The sequence below is a fragment of the Sphaerisporangium sp. NPDC005288 genome, from assembly GCF_040607475.1.
Taxonomy (GTDB): Bacteria; Actinomycetota; Actinomycetes; order Streptosporangiales; family Streptosporangiaceae; genus Sphaerisporangium; species Sphaerisporangium rhizosphaerae.
This window is the reverse complement of record NZ_JBEXGT010000067.1, coordinates 17980-37893: the sequence shown is the minus strand read 5'-3', so window position 1 is coordinate 37893 and position 19914 is coordinate 17980. Positions and strand designations below refer to the sequence as shown.

The following is a 19914-nucleotide window of genomic DNA, read 5'->3' as shown; positions in this document are numbered from 1 at the left end:
CGGCGCGGCGGGCGCCCGCAGGGCGCGGCGCGCCCCGCACTCCCTTCGTGCTGCTCGTGGTGGGGCTGCTGTGCGGCGGGCTGGTCAGTCTGCTGCTGCTCAACACCGTCCTGGCCAAAGATTCCTTCCGGGCGACCGACCTGCAGAAGACCACCCAGCGCCTGCGCCAGGAGGCCCAGGACAAGCGCACCAAGCTGCTGCTGGACTCCCAGCCGCAGAGGCTGGCCGACCGCGTCGAGCAACTCGGCGAGAAGCCCGGCACGCAGGAGCCGCGGTTCCTCGACGGGCAGGGGCGCGAGGTCGGCCGCACGGCGAGCCAGGGCCGGGTCCCTGAGGGCGCCGCCGACCGGCAGGCGGAGGTCGCGGGCCGGTGAGGGAAGGCGGCCGTCCCTCCGGGCCCGGTCGCAACGGCCCGGGCGGCGGCTCGGGCGGGCGCGGCGGCCCCGGAGGGCCCAGACGAGGCTCGGGTTCGGGCGGCCGCCAGGGCCGCCCCGACGGTCCCGGGCGCCCCGACCCGCCGGGCGGTCGTTCCGGCGGCTCCGGCCGCCGCGACGGTTCGGGCCGTCCCGGCGGCGCGGACGGCGGCGCCGGGCGCCCCGACGACGCCCCCGGCGGCCGTCCGGGCGCGTCCGGCCGTCCCGACGCGCCCGGCGGGCGTGCTGGCGGTTCCGGCCGTTCCGACGGCCCCGGCGGGCGTGCCGGCGGTTCCGGTCGTTCTGACGCGCCGGGTGGGCGTGCTGGTGGTTCCGGCCGTCCCGACGCGCCAGGGGCACGCGGCGGGGCCGCGGGTCGTTCCGACGCGCCCGGCGGACGTGCGGGCGGTTCCGGTCGTTCCGACGGGCCCGGCGGGCGTGCTTCTGGTCGTTCCGACGGGCCGGGCAGGCGTGCGGGCGGTCCCGGGCGTCCCGAAGGGGGCGCCGGGCGTCCCCGGGGAGCGAAGGGACGGCCCGACGGACCCGGGCGCGCCCTCAGATCCGAGGGCGGCGAGGGCTCCGGGCGTCCCCCCCGGCCGGTCGGCCCCCGGGGCGAGGGCCCCTGGCGCCCGTTCGGCCCCGGCCCGCGAAGGGTGCCGCCGCGAGGCCGCCCGCCGATGGGCCCCGACGACCCCGAGCGCCGTCCCGGGCTGCGCATCACCTGGAACCCCCGCCCGCCGGTGCCGCTGCGCCTGGGCAACCCCTCGCGCCGCATCAACATCGGCCTGATGGGGATGGCCGTCGTGCTGTCGCTGTTCGCCGGGCGCCTGGTGCAGCTCCAGGGCCTGGACTCCAAGGTCTTCGAGGCCAGGGCAGAGCGGCTGCGGGTCCAGGAGGAGACGCTGACCGCGCGCCGGGGTTCCATCACCGACGTCAACGGCCACGAGCTGGCCCTCACTGTCGAGGCCCGCGAGATCTCCGCCGACCCCACCAAGGTGCTCCCGGCCAAGCGCGACCAGGTCGCCGGATCCCTGGCCGCGCTGCTGGGCGTCGACAAGGGCGTCATCGCCGCCAAGCTGGCGCAGCCGAAGACGCGCTACACGCTGCTGGCGGGCAACGTCCCCACGGCGACCGCCGCCAAGGTGCTCGACCTGAAGATCGACGGGCTGGCCGCGACGCCCCACTACGAGCGCCTGTACCCGGGCGGGAACCTCGCCGGCGGGGTCATCGGGTACGTCGGCGACGAGGGCCACGGCCTGGTGGGCTTCGAGCAGGTCTACGACAAGCTGCTGGCCGGTCAGGACGGCAAGCAGACCGTCGAGACCGGCGGCACCGGCCAGCGCATCCCCATGACGCGCAGCACCAAGCAGGAGCCGGTCGCCGGGCGCGGCCTCCGGCTGACCATCGACCGCGACATCCAGTGGGCGGCGCAGACGGCCATCGCCAAGCAGGTCCAGGCCACCGGCGCCCGCAGCGGCAGCGTCATCGTCATGGACGTGCGCACCGGCCAGGTGGTGGCCATGGCCAACGCCCCCGAGGTCGACCTCAACGACTGGGAGCGCACGCCGAACCTGGGCAACCGCGCGGTGTCGGAGGTCTTCGAGCCGGGCAGCACCAACAAGGTCATCACGGCCGCGGCGGCCCTGGAGGCCGGGGCGGTCAGGCCGGAGACCGTGTTCGAGGTCGCCGACAAGTACCGCTGCGCCGACCGGGTGCTCAGCGACGCCCACCCGCACCCGCCCGAGAACCTGACCTTCACCGGCATCATCGCCGAGTCCAGCAACGTCGGCACGATCATGGCGGCCGACAGGGTCGGCGACCAGCCGCTGTACAACATGCTCAGGGCCTTCGGCTTCGGCGCCAAGACGGGCGCCGGCCTCTACGGCGAGGAGGCCGGGCTGCTGCCCAAGAGGGAGACCTGGTCGGGCAGCCAGCGGTGCACCATCGCCTTCGGCCAGGGCGTCTCGGTGACGGCCCTGCAGATGGCCAGCGTCTACCAGACCATCGCCAACGGCGGCGTGCGCGTCACCCCGCAGATCGTCGCCGGCACGGTCGACCAGCACCGCAGGTTCGTCCCGGCCAAGCCGGCCAGGCAGACCCGCGTCATCACCGCGCGCACGGCCAAGGACATCACGCGCATGCTGGAGGCGGCGGTGAGCGCCGAGGGAAGCACCGGCTCGCTGGCCGCCATCAAGGGATACCGCGTGGCGGGTAAAACCGGAACCGCCATGCGATACGACGAAAGCTGCCGAGGGTATTGCGGATATACCGCTACTTTTGTGGGGTTCACTCCCGCCGACGCGCCCCGGCTGGTGGCGCTGGCCGTGCTCCAGGCTCCGGAGAACGGGCACTTCGGTGGGGAGATCGCCGCACCCGTGTTCAAGGATGTCATGACGTTCGCGTTGAAGAGCCGCAAGATCCCGCCGACCGGCACGACCGCTCCATCGGTGCGCATGAGCACCGACGGGTGACGGGGGAAGGTACGCTCTCGCCCGTGCGTCCCCCGTCGTCCATGCGTCCAAGGTCCTGCCCGGTCCGCCCGCTGTCCGGCCTGGCGGCCATGCTCGGCGCGCCCTCCGGCGGCCCCCGAGCGCCGCTCGCCGCGGTGACCGGCGTCACCATCGACTCCCGCCAGGTCCAGCGCGGCGATCTGTACGTCGCCCTGCCCGGCTCCACGGCGCACGGCGCGGCCTTCTCCGCCGCCGCCGTCGCCGCCGGGGCCGTGGCGATCCTCACCGACCCCACCGGCCGCGAGGCCGCGGTCGCGACCGGGGTGCCGGTGCTGGTGGTGCCCGACCCGCGCTCGGTGCTGGGCCGGGTCGCCGCCTGGGTGTACGGGCAGCCCTCCTCCGGCCTGCTGCTGCTGGGCGTGACGGGCACCAGCGGCAAGTCGACCACCACGTTCCTGCTGGAGGCGGGCCTGCGGGCGGCCGGGCACAGCACCGGCCTCATCGGCGGGGTCGAGATCCACGTCGGCGCCACGACCTTCCCGCCCACCCTCACCACCCCAGAGGCGACCGACCTGCAGGGGCTGCTCGCCCTCATGCGCGAGGACGGCGTCACCGCCGCCGCCATGGAGGTCTCCAGCCACGCCCTGGCCCTGGGCCGGGTCGACGGGGCCTCCTATGACGTGGCGCTGTTCACCAACCTCTCCCAGGACCACCTGGACTTCCACCGCGACCTGGAGGACTACTTCCTGACCAAGGCGCGGTTGTTCACCCCCGAGCTGTGCCGCGCGGGCGTCGTCAACATCGACGACGAGCACGGCAGGGAGCTGGTGGGCATCGCCAAGGTGCCGGTCACCACCTTCTCGGCCGCCGGGGCCGCAGAGGCCGACTGGCGGGCCCAGGACGTGCGCCTGGGCTCCGACGGCAGCACCTTCCGGGTGATCGGCCCGGGCGGCGTCGAGGCCGACGTGTCGGTGGCCCTGCCGGGCCCGTTCAACGTCGCCAACACCCTCGGCGCGCTCGTCACCCTCGTCGAGGCCGGGGTGCCGCTGCAGACCGCCGTGAACGGCGTGGGCACGGTCACCGGCGTCCCCGGCCGCATGGAGCGCGTCCCGGGCGCGGACGGCTTCCAGGCCATCGTCGACTACTCCCACAAACCGGGCGCCGTGGAGTCGGTGCTGCGGGCGCTGCGCGAGGTCACCTCGGGCAGCCTGATCGTCGTCCTCGGCTGCGGCGGCGACCGCGACCGGGGCAAGCGCCCCATGATGGGCGAGGCCGCGGCACGCCTGGCGGACGTCGCCGTGCTGACCAGCGACAACCCCCGCTCCGAGGATCCTCTCCGCATCCTTTCCGCGATGTTCGAGGGCGTCCTGCGGGTGCCGCGCCGCGAGCGCGCGCACGTCATCGTCGAGCCCGACCGGGCCGCCGCCATCGGCCTGGCCGTCGGCAGGGCCGGTCCCGGCGACGTGGTGGTCGTCGCGGGCAAGGGGCACGAGCAGGGTCAGTACGTCGACGATGAAGTGCTGCCGTTCGACGACAGGCAGGTGGTCGCGGAGGCCATCCGCAGACGGGACCGCATGTGATCGTTGTGCTTGTGCGAGGCTGATGTGAAAGCCGGGCCGGGCGCCCCGTGCGAGGCGCCGGTCCATCCCGACACGCACGGACAGCTTGTATGGAGAGTAGGGAAGACGAATGATCCCGTTGCCGCTGGCGAGGATCGCCGAGGTGACCTCGGGGGCCCTGGCGGGCAAGGCCGATCCCCGCGCCGTGGTCCGAGGGCCCGTCCTGATCGACTCGCGCGCGGCCGAGCCGGGTTCGCTGTTCGTGGCGATCAGGGGAGAGCGGGCCGACGGTCACGAGTTCGCGGCCCAGGCCTGTGAGGCCGGCGCGGTCGCCGTGCTGGCGAGCAGGCCGCTGGACGTGCCCTGCGTGGTCGTGGCCGACGTCGTGACGGCGCTCGCCGACCTGGCGTCGGCGACGGTGGCCGAGTTGCCGCACGCGACCGTCGTCGGCGTCACCGGGTCGGCGGGCAAGACCACCACCAAGGACCTGCTGGCCCGGCTCACCGGCCGCATGGGTCCCACCATCGCCCCGGCCGGCAACTACAACAACGAGATCGGCCACCCCCTCACCGTGCTGCGCGCCGACTCCGGCACCAGGTTCCTGGTCCTGGAGCTCAGTGCCCGCGAGGAGGGCCACATCGCCTATCTGACGCGCATCGCCCCGCCCAAGATCGGCGTGGTGCTCAACGTCGGCACCGCCCACCTCGGCGTGTTCGGCGGGCGCGAGCAGATCGCCAAGGCCAAGGGCGAACTGCCCGAGGCGCTGCCCGCCGACGGGGTGGCCGTGCTGAACGCCGACGACCCGTTCGTGCGCGCGATGGCCGACCGCACCCAGGCCCGCGTCACCTGGTTCGGGCGCTCGGCCGAGGCCGGCGTGCGGGCCGAGGAGGAGCGGCTGGACGAGCGCGGCCGGGCCGCGTTCACCCTGCGCACCCCCTCCGGCACCGCCGAGGTGCGGCTGCGCCTGTACGGGGCGCACGCCGTGGAGAACGCGCTGGCCGCCGCCGCGGCCGCCTACGAGCTGGGCCTGCCGGTGGCCACCATCGCCGAGGAGCTGTCGGCCGCCGAGCCGCGCAGCCGCTGGCGCATGGAGGTCACCGACCGCCCCGACGGGGTCACCGTGATCAACGACGCCTACAACGCCAACCCCGACTCCATGCGTGCCGCCTTCGACACCCTCGGCGTGCTCGGCAAGGACCGCCGCAAGTACGCCGTGATCGCCTCCCTGCGCGAGCTGGGCGACGAGAGCGACGAGCTGAACGAGGAGGTCGGCCGGGTCGCCGCGCGGGCGGGCCTGGAAGGGCTGTGGGTGGTCGGAGAGGCTCCCTGGCCGGTCCTGGCGGGCGCGAAGGGGGCGCCGGCCGTCCACGTGCCCGACGCGGCCGCCGCCGCCGCGGAGCTCGCGGCCAGGCTCGCGCCCGGCGACGCGGTGCTCATCAAGGGCCCGCGCGCCGCGGGCCTGGAGAAGGTCGCGCAGGTCCTGCTCGGCGGTGAGGCCCGATGAGGGACATCCTCGTCGCCGCCGCGGTGGCGCTGCTGCTGTCGATGCTCGGCACCCCCCTGGCCATCCGGCTGTTCAGCCGCCGGGGCTACGGCCAGAACATCCGCGAGGAAGGGCCCTCGGGCCACCACGACAAGCGCGGCACCCCCACCATGGGCGGCACGGTCATCGTGATCGCCGCGCTCATCGGGTTCGCCTGCTCCCACCTGGCCACGCTCACCCCGCCGACGGCCTCGGCCGTGCTGGTGCTGTTCCTGATGGCCGGCCTCGGCACGGTCGGGTTCCTGGACGACTTCATCAAGATCTACAAGCAGCGCAGCCTGGGCCTGCGCAGCGGCGCCAAGGCCCTCGGCCAGCTCATCGTCGGCGCGATCTTCGCGGTGCTGGTCGTCCAGTTCAAGAACAACTACTCGATCACGCCCGCCGAGACGCGCCTGTCGTTCCTGCGCGACTTCGGGCCCTCCATCGGCATCGTCGTGTTCACGATCTGGGTCCTGATCATGATCGTGGGCTTCTCCAACGCGGTGAACCTCACCGACGGCCTCGACGGCCTGGCCAGCGGCGCCACCGGCGCCGTCCTGACCGCCTACGTGCTGATCGGCAACTGGCAGCTGCGCAACAGCTGCCTGAACCAGCTCGGCCCCAACTGCTACTGGGTGCGCGACCCGCTCGACCTGGCCGTGGTCGCCGCCGCCGTCCTCGGCGCGCTCGTCGGCTTCCTGTGGTGGAACGCGCCCCCGGCCAAGATCTTCATGGGCGACACCGGCTCCCTGGCCCTCGGCGGGGTGCTGGCCGGCCTGGCGATCACCACGCGCACGCAGTTCCTGCTGTTCATCCTGGCGGGCCTGTGCGTCGTCATCACCGCCTCGGTGATCATCCAGGTCGGGTTCTTCAAGATGACGGGTAAACGGGTGTTCCGCATGGCCCCGCTCCAGCACCACTTCGAGCTCAAGGGCTGGGCCGAGACCACCATCGTGGTCCGGTTCTGGCTGATCGCCGGCCTGTGCGCCGCCGCAGGGCTCGGCCTGTTCTACGTCGAGTGGATGCCCAAGGCATGACCATCTGCGTCACGGGGCTCGGGGTCTCGGGAGCGGCGGCGGCGCGCAGCCTGCTCCAGGCGGGCGAACGCGTCGTGGTGGTCGAGACGCGCGACGGCGAGCGCCAGCGGGCGGCGGCGGCCGAGCTGGCCGCCCTCGGGGCCGAGGTCCGCTTCGGCGGCGAGCTGCCCGCCGGCACCACCCTGGTGGTCACCTCGCCCGGCTGGCGGCCCGACCAGCCGCTGCTGGTGGAGGCCGCGGCCCGCGGAGTCGAGGTGATCGGCGAGGTCGAGCTGGCCTGGCGGCGCCGCCCCGCCGGCGCGGCGCCCTGGCTGGCGCTCACCGGCACCAACGGCAAGACCACGGCCGTGCGCATGCTCACCGCCATGCTCAGGGCGGCCGGGCACGCCGCCGCGGCGGTCGGCAACGTCGGCACCCCCATCATCGAGGCCGTCGCGCAGCCCTACGACGTGCTGGCGGTGGAGCTGTCCAGCTTCCAGCTCCACTGGTCCTCCACCGTGGCGCCGAGCGCCGCGGCCGTACTCAACGTCGCCGACGACCACCTCGACTGGCACGGCTCGATGGAGGAGTACGCCCGGGTCAAGGGCCGCATCTACCAGCGCGCCGGCGTGGTGGTCCACAACGCCGACGACGCCTGGTCCACCCGCCTGGCCGCCCCCTACGCCGCGGCGGCGGACGGGCCGGTGGGCGGAGGGCCGCGCACGGCCGGGTTCACGCTCGGGGTGCCCGGCCGCGGGCAGATCGGCGTCGTGGAGGACCTCCTGGTCGACCGCGCCTTCGTCGAGGACCCGCTGCACGCCGCCGAGGAGCTCGCGACCCTGGCCGACGTCCGGCCGTTCGCGCCGCACAACGTGGCCAACGCGCTGGCCGCGGCGGCGCTGGCCCGCGCGCACGGCGTCCCCGCCGCCGCCGTACGGCAGGGCCTGCTCGACTACGTGCCCGACCCGCACCGCATCGCCCACGTGGCGCGGGTGGGCGAGGTCGACTACGTCGACGACTCCAAGGCCACCAACCCGCACGCCGCCGCGGCGTCGCTGGCCTCCTACCCCTCCATCGTGTGGGTCGCCGGCGGCCTGCTGAAGGGCGCCGACGTCGGCGAGCTGGTGCGCCGCGCGGCGGGCCGGCTGCGCGGAGCGGTGCTCCTGGGCGCCGACCGGGCACGAATTCGTGAGGCACTGGCGCGACACGCGGCGAATGTTCCGGTCGTGGAGGTCGAAGGGCAAGACACTGGGGTCATGGACCGTGTCGTCACCGAAGCCGCCCGGCTCGCCTCCCCCGGGGACACCGTGCTGCTCGCCCCCGCTGGCGCCTCGCTGGACATGTTCGCCGACTACGGGGCCCGTGGGGAGGCGTTCGCGCGAGCCGTCCACCGCCTGGCGACCTCGGGCGTGCGATGAGCGACACCACGATCGCCCCCGGCGGCGCCAAGGGCCTTCCCGCCGGGTCCGCTCCCGGCGCGGGCGATGAGGGCCGGGGGTGGGGGCACGAGCGGCTCGCCGCGCTCGGCAGGCTGCTCGACCGGCCGCTGACCTCCTACTACCTGCTGCTCGGCTGCAGCGCGCTGCTGCTCGCGCTCGGCCTGATGATGGTGCTGTCGGCATCCAGCATCAAGGGGCTGCAGGTCAAAGGCGACCCGTTCTACTGGTTTCTGAAGCAGTCGATGTCGGTCGGCATCGGGCTGCCGCTCATGTGGGTCTGCTCGCGCCTGCCGCCGCGGTTCTTCCGGCTCGCCGGCTACCCGCTGATGGCCATCTCGATCATCGCGCTGATCATGACGATCTTCCTCGGCCGCACCGAGCTGGGCGCCCAGCGGTGGCTCGACATCGGCGGGTTCTCCCTGCAGGCGTCCGAGCCCGCTAAGCTCGGCCTGATGCTGTGGGGCGCCGACCTGCTCGCGCGCCGGGCCAAGGGCGGCATGATCGAGTGGCGCCAGCTCCTGCTGCCGCTCATGCCCGGCACCGCGATCATCGCCATCCTCGTCATGGTGGGACGCGACCTCGGCACCACCGTCGTGCTCATGCTCATCTTCCTGGCGCTGTTGTGGGTGGTGGGGGCGCCGCTACGGCTGTTCGGCGGCGTCCTGGCCCTGCTCACCATGGCCACGGTCATCATGATCAGCGTCGAGGGCTACCGTTCCGAGCGCATCGAGGGCTGGCTGGACGTCTGGGGCACCGCCTCGGGCGCCGGCTACCAGGCGGCCATGGGGCAGATCGCCATGGGCTCGGGCGGCTGGTTCGGGCTGGGCCTGGGCAGCAGCAGGCAGAAGTGGGGCCGGGTGCCGCACGCCGAGAGCGACTTCATCTTCTCCATCCTGGGCGAGGAGCTCGGCCTGATGGGCACCCTGGTGGTGATCGCCCTGTTCGGCCTCCTCGGGTACGCCGGCCTGCGCGTCGCCTCCCGCGTCAAAGACCCCTTCATCCGGCTGGCGGCCTCGGCCGCCGTGGCCTGGATCGCAGGTCAGGCCATCGTGAACATCGGCGCGGTGATCGGCGCGCTGCCGGTCACCGGCATCCCGCTGCCCCTGGTCTCCTACGGCGGTTCGGCGCTGTTGCCCACGCTCGCGGCGCTCGGCATGCTGCTGTCGTTCGCCAAACGCGAGCCCGGCGCGGCGGACGCGCTGGCCGCTCGTGGACCCGGGCCCCTGGCGAGGGCTCTAAGCTGGCTTGGCCTGGGTCGCCCACCGGCGGGGGTCCGTCGTCCCGAGCGGCGCAGGCCGACATCGAGGCACGCGGATTTGAAAGGACCGACATGAGGGTGGTCCTCGCAGGTGGCGGCACGGCCGGTCACATCGAACCCGCCTTGGCGCTGGCCGACGCGCTGCGCAGGCTGGACCCGGGCATCGGGATCACCTGCCTCGGCACCGAGCGCGGGCTGGAGACCAGGCTGGTGCCCGCGCGAGGCTATGAGCTGGCGCTGGTGCCCGCGGTCCCGCTGCCGCGCGCCATCACGCCGCAGTTGCTCACGGTCCCGGGCAGGCTGGCCGGGGCGATCAACGCGGCCGCCGGCATCATGGACCGCGTCCAGGCCGACGTGCTGGTCGGCTTCGGCGGCTACGTCGCCACGCCGGCCTACCTCGGCGCCAGGAGGCGCGGGCTGCCCATCGTGGTGCACGAGGCCAACCCGCGCCCGGGCCTGGCCAACCGGCTCGGGGCCCGGCTCACCGAGCACGTGTTCACCGGCCACCCCGACGCCTCGCTGCCGCACGCCGAGTACGTCGGCATCCCGCTGCGCCGCGAGATCGTCGCGCTCGACCGGCTGTCCACCGGCGACAAGGCCAGGTCGTACTTCGGGCTGGAGAACGACCGGCCGACGCTGCTGGTCTTCGGCGGGTCCCAGGGGGCGCGGGCCGTCAACGAGGCGGCACTCGCCAGCGCGCCCGTGCTGCGCCAGGCGGGCGTCCAGGTGCTGCACGTCATCGGCCCGAAGAACACCATCGAGGTCGAGCCGCCGCCCGGCGACCCGCAGTACGTGGTGCTGCCCTACGTCGACCGCATGGACCTGGCCTACGCCGCGGCCGATTTCGTGCTGTGCCGCAGCGGCGCGATGACCTGCGCCGAGCTCACCGCCGTCGGGCTGCCGGCCGCCTACGTGCCGCTGCCGCACGGCAACGGCGAGCAGAGGCTCAACGCCGCCCCCATCGTCGAGGCAGGGGGAGGGATGATGGTCGACAACGCCGACCTGACCGCCGACTGGATCCTCCAGCACGTGCTGCCCGTCCTGCGCGACCCCGAACGCGTGGTGCGCATGTCCGAGGCCGCCTCACGCATGGGACGAAAGGACGCCGACACGGTGCTGGCCCGCAAGGTGATGCAGGTCATCTCGGCCGGAGGCCGCCGATGAGCCTGGTCAAGCTGATCGAGCCGGTCGCCGCCACCGAGCTCGGCCGGGTGCACTTCATCGGCATCGGCGGCGCCGGCATGTCCGGCATCGCCCGCATCCTGCTCAAGCGCGGCGTCGCGGTGTCCGGCAGCGACGCGCGCAGCTCCCAGCTCGTCACCGAGCTGCGCGAGCTGGGCGCCATCGTCCACGTCGGCCACGCCGCCTCCCACATCAAGAACGTCGACACCGTCGTGGTCTCCACGGCCATCCGCGACTCCAACCCCGAGCTCGGCGAGGCGCTGCGCCAGGGGCTGCGCGTCATCCCCCGGGCGGCGGCGCTGGCCGCCGTCATGGTCGGGCGCACGGGCATCGCCGTCGCCGGCACCCACGGCAAGACGACCACCACCTCGATGCTCACCGTCGCCCTGCAGAAGTGCGGGCGCGACCCGTCCTACTGCGTGGGCGGCCAGCTCGTCACCACCGGGCTCGGCGCCGACGAGGGCGCGGGCGAGGTCTTCGTGGCCGAGGCTGACGAGAGCGACGGCTCCTTCCTCATGCTGGCCCCGCAGGTGGCCGTGGTCACCAACGTCGAGGCCGACCACCTGGACAACTACGGCGACCCGCAGGCCGTGTACGACAGCTTCGCCCGCTTCGTCGAGCGCATCGGCTCGGTCCTGGTGGTGTGCGCCGACGACCCGGGCGCCGCGGCGCTGATCCCGCTCGCCCGTGCCCGCGACCTGCGCGTGCGCACCTACGGCGAGGCCGAGGGGGCCGACTTCCGGGTCACCGGCATCGCCCCCGACGGGTTCGGCGTCGTGTTCACCGTCGAGGGCAGGGGCGAGGTGCGGCTGGTCGTCCCGGGCCGCCACAACGCGCTGAACGCCACCTCGGCCCTGGCCGTCGCCGAGGAACTCGGCGTCCCGTTCGACGAGTTCCGCGACGGGCTGGCCGCCTTCACCGGCGCCAAGCGCCGCTTCGAGGCCAAGGGCGAGGCCGCGGGGGTCGCCGTCTTCGACAGCTACGCCCACCACCCGACCGAGCTGGCCGCCGACCTGCGCGCCGCGCGCGACGTCGTGGCGACCTTCTCCGGGCCGTCCGGCCGGGTGATCGCGGTCTTCCAGCCCCACCTGTACTCCCGCACCCGCTTCTTCGCCGAGGAGTTCGGCGCCGCGCTCGGGCTGGCCGACGAGGCCATCGTGCTCGACGTCTACGGCGCGCGGGAGGACCCCGAGCCGGGCGTCTCCGGGGCGCTGGTGGCGGGCAAGGTGCCGCTGCCGGCCGGGCGCGTGGCCTACGCGCCCGACCGCGGCGCGGTAGCCGCCCTGGTGGCCGAGCGGGCGCGTCCCGGCGACATCGTCCTCACCATGGGCGCCGGCGACGTCACCGAGCTCGGCCCGCACATCGTCGCCGAGCTCGCCTCGCGGTGAGCCATCCGGCGTGGCGAACGGCCTTCGTCGTCCTGCTGTCCTTCGCGGTGGTGGGCGCGGCGGCCTGGCTGGTGTTCTTCTCGCCCGTCCTCGGCGTCCAGCGCGTCGCGGTGTCGGGCGCCACGGGGACCGCGGCCGACCAGGTGCGGCGGGCGGCGGCGGTCCCCGACCGCCAGCCGCTGGCCACCGTCGATCTCGAGCAGGTCCGCCGCCGCGTCGCCGGGCTGCGGCAGATCGAGTCGGTGAGCGTCGAGCGCGCCTGGCCGGGCACGCTGAAGGTCCGCGTCGTCCAGCGCCGGCCGGTGGCCGTGGTGACCGTGGCGGGCCGGGCCGAGGTGGTCGACCGGCACGGCGTCGTCATCGAGGCCGGGGATGCCGCGCCGGCGGGGCTGCCCTCGCTGCACGTCGACCGCCTCGTCCCCGGCGACCCCGCTACCAAGGCCGCTCTGGCGGTCGCGGCCGGGCTCCCGCCCGACCTGCGCCGCCAGGTGCAGACCATCCGCGCGACGACGACACAGGACGTGTCGTTGCGTCTGGGCGACGGCCGTACGATCATGTGGGGTGGTGCCGAGCGCACGAAGGACAAGGCCCGGGTGGCCCTCACGCTGCTGCGACGCCCCGCGGACGCCTATGACGTCAGTTCGCCCGATGTCGTGACGGTCCAGTGATGGACCCCGCCGCCCGACGGGCTCCGGCAGGAGCGAAAAGGGACAGGCCGCGACACGCCGGACGAGCTTGCGGCGCGGTGAGTTGACCCTGGGGGAGGGGCAACCCTACTGTCCGTATCATTCCTCAGGTTGACATAACTCTAAATCTCAACTTGAGGGTGAGAGTTAAACAAGAAGGTCCGGCACCGTTTCGGGCTTCACGTAATGCAAGTAAACGAGCGGAAAGGCCCCTCGTCGTGGCAGCACCGCAGAACTACCTCGCGGTCATCAAGGTCGTCGGCATCGGCGGCGGCGGAGTGAACGCCGTGAACCGGATGATCGAGGAGGGACTCAAGGGCGTCGAGTTCATCGCCATCAACACCGACGCCCAGGCGCTGCTGATGAGTGACGCCGACGTCAAGCTGGACGTGGGCCGCGAGCTCACGCGCGGCCTCGGCGCGGGAGCCAATCCCGAGGTCGGGCGCAAGGCCGCGGAGGACCACCGCGAGGAGATCGAAGAGGTCCTCAAGGGCGCCGACATGGTCTTCGTCACGGCCGGAGAGGGCGGCGGCACCGGCACCGGCGGCGCGCCCGTGGTGGCCAACATCGCCCGCTCGCTGGGCGCGCTGACCATCGGCGTCGTGACCCGGCCGTTCAGCTTCGAGGGCCGGCGCCGGGCGATGCAGGCCGAGGCCGGCATCGAGACCCTGCGCGACGAGGTGGACACCCTCATCGTGATCCCCAACGACCGCCTGCTGTCGATCTCCGACCGCCAGGTCAGCGTCCTGGACGCTTTCAAGGCGGCCGACCAGGTGCTGCTGTCCGGTGTGCAGGGCATCACCGACCTCATCACCACGCCCGGCCTGATCAACCTGGACTTCGCCGATGTGAAGTCGGTCATGTCCGGCGCCGGCTCGGCGCTCATGGGCATCGGGCACGCGCGGGGCGACGACCGGTCGGTGGCGGCCGCCGAGATGGCGGTGTCCAGCCCGCTGCTGGAGGCCAGCATCGACGGCGCCCACGGCGTGCTGCTGTCGATCGCCGGCGGCTCCGACCTCGGCCTGTTCGAGATCAACGAGGCGGCCCAGCTGGTGTCCAACGCCGCCGCCATCGACGCCAACATCATCTTCGGCACGGTCATCGACGACGCCCTCGGCGACGAGGTGCGGGTCACGGTGATCGCCGCCGGGTTCGACGAGGTCGCGCCGTCGGAGAAGCCCGCGGCCCAGCCGGCCGCGCGCCCCCAGCAGGCCTCGCGCCCCGCGCCCGCCCCGGCGGCGCCCGCACCGCCCGCACGACCGGCGGCTTCGGCCTTCAGCGCGCCCAAGAACGAGCCGCCGCGGGTCGAGCAGCGTCCCGCCCCGGTGCGCCCGCTGCCCTCGGCGCAGCCGGCCGCGGTGCCCGACCCGGCGCCCGCCGCCGACGCGGCGGTCTCCTCCTCCGTTCCGGCCGCCACGCCGTTCACCCGCGAGCCCGCCGCGGCCGAGACCGCCCAGGGGCCGCAGGCCGCTCCGGCCGCGCAGGCCGAGCAGCAGCCCCAGGGGCCGGTCTCGATCCCGCGGCCGGCTCCCGAGCCGCCGACGCCGATCACCTCCCGCGTCTCCGAGCCCGCCCGGCGCCGCCCGGTGGTCTTCGAGGAGCCGGAAGAGGAACTGGACGTCCCCGACTTCCTGAAGTGAGCCCGGCGCGCGCCGTCCGTCCCTGTGGGGGAGTGGTGGCGCGTGCCGCTCGCCGCCCCCTCCCGTGGGGCCCCGTCCCGTGCGGCCCCGTCCCGTGCGGCCGCGGTGAACGCTCCGCGCCCCGCCGGACCTCCGCCGGCGTGCGGCCCTCCGCGCGCCCCGACACCGCGAAACGATCGAACCCCCTCGTGAACAACCCCGACACCACGCGCCGCGACGAGATCGCGGCCGCCCTGACCGAGGTCGAGCGCCGCATCGCCGCCGCCTGCGCGGCGGCCGGCCGCGCCCGCCAGGAGGTCACCCTCGTCGCGGTGACCAAGACCTATCCCGCCTCCGACGTGCGCCTCCTTTCCGGATTGGGCGTCGCGCACGTCGGCGAGAACCGCGACCAGGAGGCGGCGCCCAAGGCCCGCGAGTGCGCCGGCCTGCCGCTGACCTGGCACTTCGTCGGCCAGATCCAGACCAACAAGGCCAGGTCGGTGGTGTCCTACGCCGACGTGGTCCACTCGGTCGACCGTCCGCGGCTGGCCGAGGCGCTGAGCCGCGCCGCCGCCGGGGCCGGGCGGCGGGTCACCTGCCTGCTGCAGGTCGCGCTGGACGACGACCCGGGCCGGGGAGGCGTCCTCCCCTCGGGGGTCGCGGCGCTCGCCGAGGCGGTCGCGGCGTCCGAGGGGCTGGTCCTCGGCGGCGTGATGGCCGTCGCCCCCCTCGGCGGCGATCCCGTCCGGGCGTTCGCCCGGCTCGCAGAGATCTCAGCCGATCTGCGGACGGACCACCCCGAAGCGACGGCGATCTCGGCGGGCATGAGCGGAGATCTGGACCACGCGATAGCCCATGGTTCGACACTCGTGCGTGTCGGTACGGCGTTGCTCGGTCGCCGCAAGCCCTTCGTCAGGTAATGTCCCCCCGAGTGGACCATGATGTCCACAGATCCGAGCAGAGGTCGACAGCGGTGCCTTAGGTTGCCCTGGGTGCGGCGACCATGAGCAGGAGGACGACGTAGCGATGGCCGGCGCGATGCGCAAGATGGCGGTCTACCTCGGTCTCGTGGAGGACGACCGCTACCCGGATTACGGCAGTTACCCCGATGACGACGACTACACCGACGACTACGTCGAGCGGCGTCGCGGCGACGAGCGGGTGCTTGGAACGCCCCAAGAGGGCCAGGAAGAGGTCGAAAGCCCTGTTCCGGCCCCTCGTGCGGGGGCGGCGGTCGTGGAGCGCCGTACGACCGATCTGGCGCGCATCACGACCCTGCACCCCCGCACCTACAACGAGGCGCGCACCATCGGAGAGCACTTCCGCGAGGGCACACCTGTCATCATGAATCTGACTGAAATGGTCGACAGCGACGCGAAGCGTCTTGTTGATTTCGCGGCAGGTCTGGTCTTTGGCCTACATGGCAGCATTGAACGTGTTACCAACAAGGTGTTCCTGTTGTCCCCTGCCAATGTCGAGGTGACCGCCGAGGACAAGGCCCGAATCGCGGAACGAGGGTTCTTCAACCAGAGCTAGAGTTCCACCATGAGCAGTGAACGGCCATACATGGCCCACCCGGACCGAGATCGGCAGATCGGGATGGAGGAGGCAGGGCGCGACCGTGGGGATCGTTAGCGACATCTTGGTCACCGTCCTGTCCATCTACCTGGTCCTGCTGATCGGCAGAATGATCTTTGATGCGGTGCAGGCGTTCGCCCGCTCCTGGCACCCCCGGGGGGTAGTCCTGGTGCTGGCGGAGGCCACGTACACGGCGACGGATCCACCTCTCAAGTTCCTCCGCCGTTTCATTCCGCCCCTCCGGTTGGGTACGGTGGCCTTTGACCTGAGCTTCACAGTGCTGTTCATTGTGGTCTTGGTCATGATCCAAATCGTGTCCGCGCTTCCTTTTTGATCGGGTACCGTCCCCCGGACAGACTCCGAGCGCGCCAAGGAGACCGAAATGCCGCTGACGCCCGCTGATGTGCGGAACAAGCAGTTCAGTACGACCCGGCTGAGGCCGGGGTACGACGAGGAAGAGGTTGACGCCTTCCTGGACGAGGTCGAGGCCGAGCTCGACCGCCTCATCCAGGAGAACGAGGAGCTCCGGGCGAAGCTCACCGAGTGTCTGCGTGGCAAGGTGCCGGGTGGCATGGGCATGAGCATGGCGCCGGCCCCGGTCGCCGAGCCCAAGCCCGAGATGATGATGCCCCAGCCGGAGCCGATGAAGCCGCCGGAGCCGATGAGGCCCGAGCCGGTGCCCGTGGCCATGGGCATGCCCCCGGCCGAGGACAACATGGACACCGCCGCCCGCGTGCTCGCCCTGGCGCAGCAGACCGCCGACCAGGCGATCGCCGACGCCCGCCGCGAGGCCGACGAGACGGTGACCCGCGCCCGCCGCGAGGCCGACGAGGTCCTCGGCAAGGCCCGCCGCCAGGCCGAGCAGATCATCGGTGACGCGCGCGCCCGCGCCGAGACGCTCGAGCGCGACGCCCAGGAGCGCCACCGCCAGGCGATGGGCTCGCTGGTGCAGACCCGCGACGAGCTCGAGCGCAAGGTGGAGGAGCTGCGCAGCTTCGAGCGCGAGTACCGCAGCAGGCTCAAGCTCTACCTCGAGAACCAGCTCGCCGAGCTCAACGTGTCCGCCGAGGGCAGCGGCGCCTTCCCCGTCGTGGGCGCGCAGATGGGCGGGGCTCCGGCCATGTCCCACGCGGTCCAGCAGGGTGGCCCGCAGCAGCTGCAGGGCAACCCGGGCAACCCCTTCGCCCCCGAGCCCGCGCAGCACTCCGGCGCCTTCCAGGGAGTTGACGGCCCGCACAACGACCGCCGTTAGGGTAACGGGTCAGGGCAGTCACCGACCCGCGTCTGGGAGCACCTGTGATCTACGTCAGCGCCATTCTGGTCGTCCTCGCCTTCGGCCTTCTGGTCGCGGGCGTGGTGACCGGAACAGCGGTTCTGGTCATGTGGTCGATCGTGGTCAGCGTGCTGTCCGCGCTCTTCCTGATGATCGGGGCGCTGCTGCGGCGCCACGAGCTGTTCCCATCCGGCGGCAGGCCGGCGGACCTGGTTCCGCCGATGCCTCCGGTGGGCGCCGGCGTCGGCGGTGGCGTGATGGGGCGCACCGCGACGGTGGTCTCCGACCGTCCCGGAGCGATGCCCGGGGGCCCGCTGCGCGGGCCTTCCTCGCCCCTCGCCACCCCCATGGCCGCGCCGCACATGGCGCGCCAGACGACCACCATGGCTCCGCCGAGGGGTTTCCCCATGCCGGGGCCGCCCCGGGGGCCGGCCGCCGCGGGCGCGCGAGGCGGGCCGTCCCCCGAGGCGATCGTCCTGGTCGTGCCGGGGCGCAAGCGGTTCCACCTGGCCGGCTGCCGCCAGCTCGCCGGGCGCGACACCGAGGAGCTCACCTACGAGGAGGCGCGCGAGGAAGGCTTCACCGCCTGCACCACCTGCCTCTCCGACGGCTACAAGCCCCCCGCACCCCCCACCTCCGGCCGCCTCACCACGACGGCCTCCGGCCGCCCCTCCGCCTCGCCCTCAGAGCCGTCCGACGCTCCCGAGCCGTCCGACGCTTCCGAGCCGTTCGACGGCCCCGGACCGTCCGACGCCTCCGCTTCCGAGGAGGCGGCCGCCGCCGCGACCTCCTCCCGCGCCGAGCCCGTCCGTCCGTCCTCTTCGAGACCCGGACCGGGCGGCCCCTCCGGCTCCGCGACCCCGCGTCCCGAGTCCGGCCGTCCGTCCGACTCCTCGCTCCTGCGTTCCGAGCCGGGTCGTCCGTCCGGCGCGGAGCGTGACCGGGCGGCGGCGGACGAGCCCGAGTCCGGTCGCACGTCCGCCTCCCGGCTCTCCGCCGGGCCGGACCCCTCCGGCACCACCTCCTCCGGCTCCGCCAGGCCGTCCGGCTCCACCACGTCTTCCGGGCCCACCACGTCTTCCGGCTCTGCCGCGTCTTCCGGGTCCGCCGCCTCCGGCGGGCAGGGGGCCGGCCGTGGGTCCGCGGCGGGGGAGTCCACGCGGTCCGCGCCGGGCTACCGTTCGGACGAGACGCGGCCGGTGTCCCATCTCCACGGCGAGCAGAGGGACCGGGACGACCAGTCCCCCGGGCCCGCCGGGGCTCCCGCCCGGTTCGGGGCCTCCGACTCCGCCGCCGCACGCCCGTCCACCGCCTCCTCCCGGCCCTCGGTGCCCCTGCCGGTGCCGCCGGTGGTCCCGGAGGCCTCGACGCCGTTCCAGGCGTTCAGGCGTCCCGATTCCGCCAAGCCGGTGAGCGGGCCGTCCACATCCACGAGCGAGCCCTCCACGTCCCCGAGCGCGCCGCCCGCCAAGCCGTCGGCCGCCTCCGCGTCCGGCTCCGGCACCACCCGGGACGGCAAGGACCAGGACGACAAGGGCACGAAGGACGACAACGACAAGAGCCGCACGTCCGGCGGCTCCGGTGCGCCCGCCTCCTCGGGCGGCTCCGGAGCCTCCACCGCGCCCGCCTCCTCGGCCGCCTCTTCCGGCCCATCCGGCGGCGACGACGGGTCCGTGGTCGTGGTCGGCTCGCCGTCGCGCTCCGGCGGGACCGGCGGCACAGGCGTCCCCGCGAAGCCGCGCGAGAGCGGCGCCCCGGCGAAGGACGACAAGGAGCGGCGGCCCGGCGACGCGGCCGGCGCGTCGACGTCCGGGGCGAAGGCGACGTCCGGGACGAAGCCGGCGGGCGAGGTGAAGCCGGCGGCGGGCGAGCGGCCCGCGGACCGCGAGGCTCCCGAGCCGGCCGCCAAGTCCGCGGCCAAGCCGTCCACCGGTTCCCCGGCGGGCGCCAGGAGCGGCGCCCCGGCCAGGGACGACGACCCGTCCGACGACGACGGAGCCGACACCGCGATGTTCCCCGCCATCGGCTCCGCCGAGGCCGAGCGGCAGCAGGCCAAGGCCGCCGCGCGCCCGGCCGGCGACGCCTCCGGCAAGGGGCGCGGGCCGGCCGCGACGGACGACGGCTCCGGTGAACATGGCGGCGCTTCAACGGCCACTTCCAGCAGGCCGGCCGGTACCTCGGGCAAGTCGGCCGGTCCCTCGGCCACGACCTCCGGCGCCGAGGCCGCGGCGGACGAGCGCGGCGACTCGGGCGGCTCGGGCGGGGCGCAGGCCGGGACGTCCAAGGCGGGCGGTACATCAGGCACGTCAGGCAAGAGCGGGGAGCGTCCCCGGCCGGGCATCGTCAAGGTCATCCCGGGCACCCGGCGCTACCACAGCGCCGCCTGCCCGCTGATCAAGGGCTCCGACCCCGCGACGCTCGAGACGATGTCGCGTGACGACGCCGAGGCCACCGGCCTCACCCACTGCTCGGTGTGCGAACACTACTGACCACCGTAAAAGTGCGGGCACAGGCCGGGACCACCCCCGGAG

Annotated in this window: 15 protein-coding genes and 1 pseudogene; all 16 read left to right on the top strand. The window is 73.8% G+C overall.

The features are described 5' to 3' along the window. A pseudogene (locus ABZU32_RS38260) lies at positions 1-374 on the top strand (hypothetical protein); the annotation flags it as partial. 716 nt (positions 375-1090) lie between these two features. Next, a complete protein-coding gene (locus tag ABZU32_RS38255; protein WP_354930998.1) occupies positions 1091-2884 on the top strand; it encodes a penicillin-binding protein 2 in 1794 nt (597 codons plus the stop codon). Positions 2885-2925: 41 nt separating this feature from the next. Then, positions 2926-4443, top strand: a complete 1518-nt coding sequence (locus ABZU32_RS38250) for a UDP-N-acetylmuramoyl-L-alanyl-D-glutamate--2,6-diaminopimelate ligase (RefSeq protein WP_354931001.1) — start codon at positions 2926-2928, stop codon at positions 4441-4443. 109 nt (positions 4444-4552) lie between these two features. After that, positions 4553-5926 carry a UDP-N-acetylmuramoyl-tripeptide--D-alanyl-D-alanine ligase gene (gene murF / locus ABZU32_RS38245; protein WP_354930995.1) on the top strand — a complete coding sequence of 458 codons (1374 nt, stop codon included), beginning with the start codon at positions 4553-4555 and terminating at the stop codon, positions 5924-5926. Continuing rightward, positions 5923-6981, top strand: a complete 1059-nt coding sequence (mraY, locus tag ABZU32_RS38240) for a phospho-N-acetylmuramoyl-pentapeptide-transferase (protein WP_354850283.1) — start codon at positions 5923-5925, stop codon at positions 6979-6981. The genes murF and mraY overlap by 4 nt, the downstream gene beginning before the upstream one ends. After that, positions 6978-8378 (top strand): UDP-N-acetylmuramoyl-L-alanine--D-glutamate ligase, encoded by a 1401-nt coding sequence (gene murD / locus ABZU32_RS38235; protein ID WP_354930992.1) that lies wholly within the window; start codon positions 6978-6980, stop codon positions 8376-8378. The genes mraY and murD overlap by 4 nt, the downstream gene beginning before the upstream one ends. Next, on the top strand, positions 8375-9733 hold the full coding sequence (gene ftsW, locus ABZU32_RS38230) for a putative lipid II flippase FtsW (RefSeq protein WP_354850289.1): 1359 nt from the start codon (positions 8375-8377) through the stop codon (positions 9731-9733). Before murD ends, ftsW begins: the two co-directional genes overlap by 4 nt. Then, a complete protein-coding gene (gene murG, locus ABZU32_RS38225) occupies positions 9730-10821 on the top strand; it encodes an undecaprenyldiphospho-muramoylpentapeptide beta-N-acetylglucosaminyltransferase (RefSeq protein WP_354850292.1) in 1092 nt (363 codons plus the stop codon). Before ftsW ends, murG begins: the two co-directional genes overlap by 4 nt. Then, positions 10818-12227, top strand: coding sequence for a UDP-N-acetylmuramate--L-alanine ligase (gene murC / locus ABZU32_RS38220; RefSeq protein WP_354930989.1), 1410 nt, complete (start codon positions 10818-10820; stop codon positions 12225-12227). The genes murG and murC overlap by 4 nt, the downstream gene beginning before the upstream one ends. Further along, a complete protein-coding gene (locus ABZU32_RS38215; RefSeq protein ID WP_354930986.1) occupies positions 12224-12895 on the top strand; it encodes an FtsQ-type POTRA domain-containing protein in 672 nt (223 codons plus the stop codon). The genes murC and ABZU32_RS38215 overlap by 4 nt, the downstream gene beginning before the upstream one ends. Before the next feature lie 236 nt (positions 12896-13131). Continuing rightward, positions 13132-14553, top strand: coding sequence for a cell division protein FtsZ (gene ftsZ, locus ABZU32_RS38210; RefSeq protein WP_354930983.1), 1422 nt, complete (start codon positions 13132-13134; stop codon positions 14551-14553). A gap of 188 nt (positions 14554-14741) precedes the next feature. Further along, positions 14742-15452, top strand: coding sequence for a YggS family pyridoxal phosphate-dependent enzyme (locus ABZU32_RS38205; protein WP_354930980.1), 711 nt, complete (start codon positions 14742-14744; stop codon positions 15450-15452). Positions 15453-15558: 106 nt separating this feature from the next. Further along, entirely contained in the window at positions 15559-16068 is a 510-nt protein-coding gene (gene sepF, locus ABZU32_RS38200) for a cell division protein SepF (protein ID WP_354850305.1), read from the top strand. Between the two features lie 85 nt (positions 16069-16153). Further along, entirely contained in the window at positions 16154-16444 is a 291-nt protein-coding gene (locus tag ABZU32_RS38195; RefSeq protein WP_354850308.1) for a YggT family protein, read from the top strand. 48 nt (positions 16445-16492) lie between these two features. Beyond that, complete coding sequence (locus ABZU32_RS38190) at positions 16493-17362, top strand: DivIVA domain-containing protein (RefSeq protein WP_354850311.1); 870 nt, start codon at positions 16493-16495, stop codon at positions 17360-17362. A gap of 44 nt (positions 17363-17406) precedes the next feature. Then, on the top strand, positions 17407-19872 hold the full coding sequence (locus ABZU32_RS38185; protein WP_354930977.1) for a hypothetical protein: 2466 nt from the start codon (positions 17407-17409) through the stop codon (positions 19870-19872). The last annotated feature ends 42 nt before the right edge of the window (positions 19873-19914 follow it).

What these genes read in the sequence shown, in the direction of transcription:
- ABZU32_RS38255 (WP_354930998.1), top strand. Translation starts at nt 1,091, where the DNA reads ATGGGCCCCGACGACCCCGAGCGCCGTCCCGGGCTGCGCATCACCTGG.
- ABZU32_RS38250 (WP_354931001.1), top strand. Translation starts at nt 2,926, where the DNA reads ATGCGTCCAAGGTCCTGCCCGGTCCGCCCGCTGTCCGGCCTGGCGGCC.
- murF (WP_354930995.1), top strand. Translation starts at nt 4,553, where the DNA reads ATGATCCCGTTGCCGCTGGCGAGGATCGCCGAGGTGACCTCGGGGGCC.
- mraY (WP_354850283.1), top strand. Translation starts at nt 5,923, where the DNA reads ATGAGGGACATCCTCGTCGCCGCCGCGGTGGCGCTGCTGCTGTCGATG.
- murD (WP_354930992.1), top strand. Translation starts at nt 6,978, where the DNA reads ATGACCATCTGCGTCACGGGGCTCGGGGTCTCGGGAGCGGCGGCGGCG.
- ftsW (WP_354850289.1), top strand. Translation starts at nt 8,375, where the DNA reads ATGAGCGACACCACGATCGCCCCCGGCGGCGCCAAGGGCCTTCCCGCC.
- murG (WP_354850292.1), top strand. Translation starts at nt 9,730, where the DNA reads ATGAGGGTGGTCCTCGCAGGTGGCGGCACGGCCGGTCACATCGAACCC.
- murC (WP_354930989.1), top strand. Translation starts at nt 10,818, where the DNA reads ATGAGCCTGGTCAAGCTGATCGAGCCGGTCGCCGCCACCGAGCTCGGC.
- sepF (WP_354850305.1), top strand. Translation starts at nt 15,559, where the DNA reads ATGGCCGGCGCGATGCGCAAGATGGCGGTCTACCTCGGTCTCGTGGAG.
- ABZU32_RS38190 (WP_354850311.1), top strand. Translation starts at nt 16,493, where the DNA reads ATGCCGCTGACGCCCGCTGATGTGCGGAACAAGCAGTTCAGTACGACC.